The 5,773-nt window shown below is 62.3% G+C and carries 6 protein-coding genes and 1 tRNA gene; 2 read left to right on the forward strand and 5 right to left on the reverse strand.

What is annotated here, in order from left to right:
* Nucleotides 1-147: 147 nt before the first annotated feature.
* A tRNA-Arg gene (locus DES43_RS21795) sits at nt 148-224 on the reverse strand.
* Between the two features lie 135 nt (nt 225-359).
* Nucleotides 360-1,568: a BaiN/RdsA family NAD(P)/FAD-dependent oxidoreductase gene (locus DES43_RS21800; RefSeq protein ID WP_035024894.1), complete on the reverse strand. Its 1,209-nt coding sequence runs from the start codon at nt 1,566-1,568 to the stop codon at nt 360-362.
* 156 nt (nt 1,569-1,724) lie between these two features.
* On the opposite strand from DES43_RS21800, the gene DES43_RS21805 reads away from it, so the two are divergent.
* Together DES43_RS21805 and fghA are read left to right on the forward strand one after the other, a co-directional pair.
* Nucleotides 1,725-2,351 carry an IMPACT family protein gene (locus DES43_RS21805; protein WP_035025081.1) on the forward strand — a complete coding sequence of 209 codons (627 nt, stop codon included), beginning with the start codon at nt 1,725-1,727 and terminating at the stop codon, nt 2,349-2,351.
* 90 nt (nt 2,352-2,441) lie between these two features.
* Nucleotides 2,442-3,275 carry an S-formylglutathione hydrolase gene (gene fghA / locus DES43_RS21810; protein ID WP_035024897.1) on the forward strand — a complete coding sequence of 278 codons (834 nt, stop codon included), beginning with the start codon at nt 2,442-2,444 and terminating at the stop codon, nt 3,273-3,275.
* Nucleotides 3,276-3,494: 219 nt separating this feature from the next.
* On the opposite strand, the gene DES43_RS21815 is transcribed toward fghA, so the two are convergent.
* From DES43_RS21815 to DES43_RS21820, 3 genes are all read right to left on the reverse strand, one after another.
* Nucleotides 3,495-3,887: a GFA family protein gene (locus tag DES43_RS21815; RefSeq protein WP_035024900.1), complete on the reverse strand. Its 393-nt coding sequence runs from the start codon at nt 3,885-3,887 to the stop codon at nt 3,495-3,497.
* 358 nt (nt 3,888-4,245) lie between these two features.
* Complete coding sequence (locus DES43_RS22580) at nt 4,246-4,401, reverse strand: hypothetical protein (protein WP_156953468.1); 156 nt, start codon at nt 4,399-4,401, stop codon at nt 4,246-4,248.
* Nucleotides 4,402-5,377: 976 nt separating this feature from the next.
* On the reverse strand, nt 5,378-5,635 hold the full coding sequence (locus DES43_RS21820) for a hypothetical protein (protein WP_035024902.1): 258 nt from the start codon (nt 5,633-5,635) through the stop codon (nt 5,378-5,380).
* Nucleotides 5,636-5,773: the final 138 nt, after the last annotated feature.

Raw genomic sequence — 5,773 nt, forward strand, 5'->3', positions numbered from 1 at the left:
AGGGGCCGACCGGAAACCTTCGCGCACAAACAGCACCAGCAATGCTGAAAAATCTACAAAATCAATCGGAAAGCACTACCCGCGCACAGGTCTCAAGGGATTGAGGTCGGGGGAGTGGCCAGCAGCGGCAAGAGCCAGGCGCCGCAATGGCGCACCCGACAGGATTCGAACCTGTGACCTTCGCCTTCGGAGGGCGACACTCTATCCAGCTGAGCTACGGGTGCCTGATATGCGTGCAATCTCTTAGACGATCCGCACCGGTCCATCAACGGCGCAGATGATGAAAAACTGCGTTTATCCTGCGCTGCGTCAAATGCACGGGGAAAGGAAGGCGTGCGACTGCGCCGGCGGCGGACGGGTCAGGAGGCATTTTCGGCGATCTCGGTGCCTGCCGCCCAGCCAGAGGCCCACGCCCACTGGAAATTGTAGCCGCCCAGCCAGCCCGTCACATCCACCACCTCGCCGATGAAAAACAGGCCGGGAACGGCTTTCGCCGCCATGCTGCGCGAATCGAGACATGCGGTATCGACGCCGCCGAGCGTCACCTCCGCCGTGCGGTAGCCTTCGGTTCCAGCCGGATACAGCTCCCAGTTCTGCAGCATGCCCGCGATTTCCGCGAGCTTCCTGTCGGACGCCTCCGCCAGCGTGCCGCTCCATCCCTGTTTTTCAGCCAGATGGGCGGCCAGACGCCTTGGCAGCAACTCGCCAAGCGCTGTCTGGATGCTCCTGCGTCCGTTTTCGCGTTTGGCCGCACACAGCAGCACTCCGATGTCTGCCGACGGAAGAAACGCGATCCGGATCGGCTGCGTCTCGCGCCAGTAGGAGGAAATCTGAAGGACGGCCGGACCCGACAGGCCGCGATGGGTGAACAGGAGCGCTTCCTCAAAAGCCGCCTTGCCGCAGGAGACCCGCACATCCGCCGCAACGCCGGCGATCTCACGGAAACCGCGAAGGACATCCTCCCCGAAGGTCAGCGGCACCAGACCCGGCCGGGTCTCGGTGACCGCGAGCCCGAATTGTTTGGCAATCTGGTAGCCCAGGCCGGTTGCGCCCATTTTCGGGATGGATTTGCCGCCGCACGCCACCACCACATGCCGGCAACCGACGGTTGCCGCGCGCTCGCCTCCCAGCGTCACGGTGAAGCCCGCCTCATTGCGCTCGATGCGTTCCGGCGTCGTCGAGAGCCGCATTTCGCAGCCTGCCCGCGCCATTTCACCGACCAGCATGGCGATGATGTCCCTGGCGGAACGGTCGCAGAAGAGCTGCCCGAGCGTCTTCTCATGATAGGCGATGCCATGCTTCTCGACCATCGCAATGAAGTGCTGCGGGGTGTAGCGGCCAAGCGCGGACTTGGCGAAATGGGGATTGCCGGAAATGAAGTTGCGGGCGCTCGCGCCGACATTGGTGAAATTGCAGCGGCCACCGCCGGAAATGCGGATCTTCTCGCCCGGAGCCTTCGCATGATCGACGATCAGCACCCTGCCCCCGCGCGCGGCGGCGTGGATGGCACACATCATTCCAGCCGCGCCGGCACCCAGGATCACGGTATCGAAAGTCTCACGCCGCATGATTTTTCCGGAAGATCGTCTGCAGAGCCTGCATGGATGCCGGCGCCTGACGGACCCGGTAAACGATCCACAGGCCGCCATCAACAGGGCTGCCGCAAATGGTTTCAGCGCCGCGCCGGGCTGGCCGAGACGCCGCGCAGGTTCTATCAGAAGGGCATGACCGCGCTTCACACCCTTGCCGCCATCGAAAGCGCCCGGCAGGAGATCAGGAAAAGCCGCTTTCTGGCCATCGCCGGCCCGATCGATTCGCAGGAGAGCGCCAGGGCGTTCATCGCAACGCATTCCGATGCCTCGGCCAACCACAATTGCTGGGCCTGGCGGTTCGGCCAGACCTACCGGTTCAGCGACGACGGCGAGCCTTCGGGCACCGCCGGCAAGCCGATCCTGCAGGCGATCGACGGCCAGTCGCTCGACCGGGTGGCGGTCGTCGTCACCCGCTGGTTCGGAGGCGTTCTTCTGGGCAGCGGCGGCCTGATCCGCGCCTATGGCGGCACGGCGGCGATATGCCTGCGCGCCGCTGCAAAAATACCCCTCATCGAGACGGCCCACATGGATGTGACCTGCAATTTCCCGGACCTCGCCCTTGTCAGGGCGCGGCTGGGAGCCATGCCCGCGGTGTCGGTCACAGCGGAGAAATACACCGGCAGCGGCGGCGGACTCACGCTTTGCGTCCCTCTTTCGGAACTGGAGGGAACAGTCTCGCTGATCGCCGATCTCACCAGCGGGCGGGCCGTGATTTCCACCGACCGTGGACCGGCTGACGGCAAGCCCGTCCGTCCTTGACCTTTGCGGGTTTGTGGGTTCAGTTGCGGCCGCATCGGGGCAACGGGAACAGCCACCCTGCACCGTTGCCAGACCGGAGGAGTTGCTGAAATGAAGACGGTTTCCACCTCGAAGGCGCATAGCGGCGTGCAGGGCGTCTATACGCACGCTTCGGACAGTTGCGCCTGCGACATGACCTTCGCCGTTTTCGTGCCGCCGCAGGCCGCCGATGGGCCGGTGCCGGTGCTGTGGTATCTTTCCGGCCTTACCTGCACCCATGCCAACGTCATGGACAAGGGCGAATACCGGCGCATGGCCGCCGAGCTCGGCCTGATGATCGTGTGCCCCGATACCAGCCCGCGCGGCGAGGCCGTTCCCGACGAGAAGGACAACTGGCAGTTCGGCTCAGGCGCGGGATTCTATGTGGACGCCACCGAGGCGCCCTATGCACAAAACTATCGCATGTATTCCTACATCACCGGGGAACTGCCGGCGCTTGTCGCAGCCCGCTTTCCCGCCGACATGGCGCGGCAGGGCATTTTCGGCCATTCGATGGGCGGACACGGCGCGCTGACCATCGCGCTGAAAAACCCGGAGCGGTTTCGCAGCTGCACCGCCTTCGCCCCGATCGCTCAGCCCAGCACGGCCGGATGGTCGCGGCCCGCTCTGGGCAAATATCTGGGCGCGGACGAATCTGGCTGGCGTGCCTATGACGCAACCCTGCTGATTGCGGACGGCCATCGTTTTCCGGAACTTCTGGTCGATCAGGGCACGGCAGACGGTTTTCTGGACGAGGGCCTGCGCCCATGGCTGCTGGAAGAGGCGTGCCGCGAGGCGGGCATGGCGCTGACCCTGCGGATGCAGGAGCGCTACGACCATTCCTACAACTTCATCTCCACCTTCATGGACGACCACCTGAAGTGGCATGCGAAACGGCTGCGTTGAAGCGCAGACGGCGTCAGCCAGGCTGCCGCTGAATACCGTGGCGACGCCGCCTTGCAGGGGCGTTTGCGTCCATCGGCGCAGGCCCTGCCCCGCACGGCCCGGAATCTTCCGGCGGGCTAAGCCGTGTCGCGATCTTGCAGATCCGCTCCTTGCGCTTCAGGTTCCTGTTTTACGCATGTCGTGGCCCTGAAACCGGCTCCCGCTTTCGGGCGGCATGCTTCAATCTTCGAAACGGCTCGTGGCGGTGCGGTCGCGTTCGTATCGTTTCGCAAGCGGAAACGGCGGCAGCCAGGATTCGCGACGGACGGTCCACAGTTCGTAGGTTGGCCTGAACTGATCGGGGGCGTCCAGCGAGCCGATGTTCACCTCGATCTCGTCGGCGGTGCACGCAAAAACGGGCGATCCGCAGCGCGGGCAGAAAAACCGCCCGGCGTAGTCGCGTGTTTGCCCTTCGACCGTTACCGCGTCCCTGGGAAATATCGCGGAAGCGTGGAACAATGCCCCGTGGTGCTTGCGGCAATCGAGACAATGGCAAAGGCCGACCCGGTACGGACGTCCCGACGCAACAAGCCGGACATCGCCGCACAGGCACCCTCCGGTGAACCGGTCCATGCTGCACCTCCTCCAAGGTCGGGCCGCGGACATGGCCGCGGCTCACAACGCATCCGGATGCCGGACGCAGGCCGACACCCGTCATTCAGCCGGCGGCGCGACCGGGACAATCGTCCCCTGCGCCACGGCCCAGAGACGCGAGTTGCCGTTTTCCTCCGACAGGATTTCGCATTGGCAGACGGCCTGCCGCTTCCCTTTTCCGATTGCGCGCGCGGGCCGCCAGATAGTCGCCCCGCGCGCGCATGATCGTCAAAAAGTCGCGCAGGCGTCTGCATCCATCATTCCATTCCCTGGATATGACGCAAGCCTGCAAAATCAAAAAGCCGCCCGAAGGCGGCCTCCTGCCGGCCCGGCGACTTCAGGCCCGTGACACCGCGACGATCAGATAGAACACGATAAAGGTGGCGGCAATTGCCAGCAGTGTGATGGTCTGGGCAATGCCTATCGTGAAACCACCGGCGACTATCAGAGCGAGCGCAAGGACAAGAAAAAGCACAGGAACAGCCTTAGGCATGGATATGTCTCCTTTTCCTGTCGCCATTAGCACCTGCACGAACAGCCGGGGCTGTGACAGAATGTCGGACCGGCCGCAAAAGGCGGCCATGCTGAAAATGGCATCCCGGACCGACCGGCTACACACGCCAGGGCAAGCCGTGCTTCAGGCAGGCGCAATCGATTGGGAATACAACTGAACTTTTGGGAGAAGTGGTGCCGCTGAAGGGACTCGAACCCCCGACCCCATCATTACGAATTGTTTTTCGTAATGATTTCAGATAATTAGACGCTCTACGAAATCGTTGGACCCTATTGCACAAGCCATTGGCCGGAATCCACTTTTAGGAGTTGGAGGGTAGCACGGGGTATCACCCCGTTGCCAGTCCTTTGATCCCGCCCCGCTACTAGACGCCTACAGTTCGCAGTTGGCCCTACTAATCGGCACCGCACCCCGGCGGACCTCCCCCTATCAACGGCGCTCATAATTCGTGGCGGGGATGGGAGTCCGTGGGCATCGGGATGTCACGGGTCGGCCGGCTTCTTGATCCTGATGGTAGGTTGCTTAGCGTTGCGAAGTGCGATTGCGAAAGACGCACTTTTGCTGTCGTGGCTTGCCTTGAACCTGTAAGGAATTCTTACAAGTTGCCAGAGGCAGTTGTTGCGCCGTGTGCAACAACTGATGTGAAGCGAGATCCCGATCATCGCGTGGAGCCTCCCCCTATCAACGGCTTTCACCGGTCAGGCGGCGGAGCGGACTCGGTGGTCTCGACTGTCTCGGGCTGATGAGCTTCTTGAGAAGGGGCACTTGTGCGCCATTCTCCGGATTTAAATAGCGGCTGTCGCTAATTAACGAAAAGGCGACTTACTTTAATAACGAGCCATCGAACCAAATAGCTGTCAATCCCCTCAATGGGGGCCGGAGCCCGATGGGGTCGGGGTGTCCCGGTTCGACTGGGTTCCTAAATTTCAACCCCAACACGATGTCCTCAATAATCTCAGTTGATCGTGTACTCCCGCCATGGGATGCGATGAAGCGGCACGGATGACATGAACTTTGCGATGTCGGGACGACCATAGTACGTGGGCCGCCCACGGCTATCCTGGGCCATTAGAACAACAGGAACTCCGAAGACCGGCGTAAAGCCGTTGATTGCATTCGCGGCCTCTGACCTGTTCTGAACAACATAGGGCTTGACGATCACGACCGCGAAAGTCTGCCCTTGCTCGCGGATTACAGCACCTTGAACGCGCATTGTCGCTTCTCCCTATGCCGCCATCTTGAGACTGCGGCTATTATGTCAATGACCGTGGAATCGGGACCCCGTATTTTCGCGCAAAAGGAACCCCGGTTTTGGGTTGATGGAGGGCACGACGGTGAGCGCCCGATCAGG

The sequence above is a fragment of the Aquamicrobium defluvii genome (assembly GCF_004363725.1).
Taxonomy (GTDB): Bacteria; Pseudomonadota; Alphaproteobacteria; order Rhizobiales; family Rhizobiaceae; genus Mesorhizobium; species Mesorhizobium defluvii.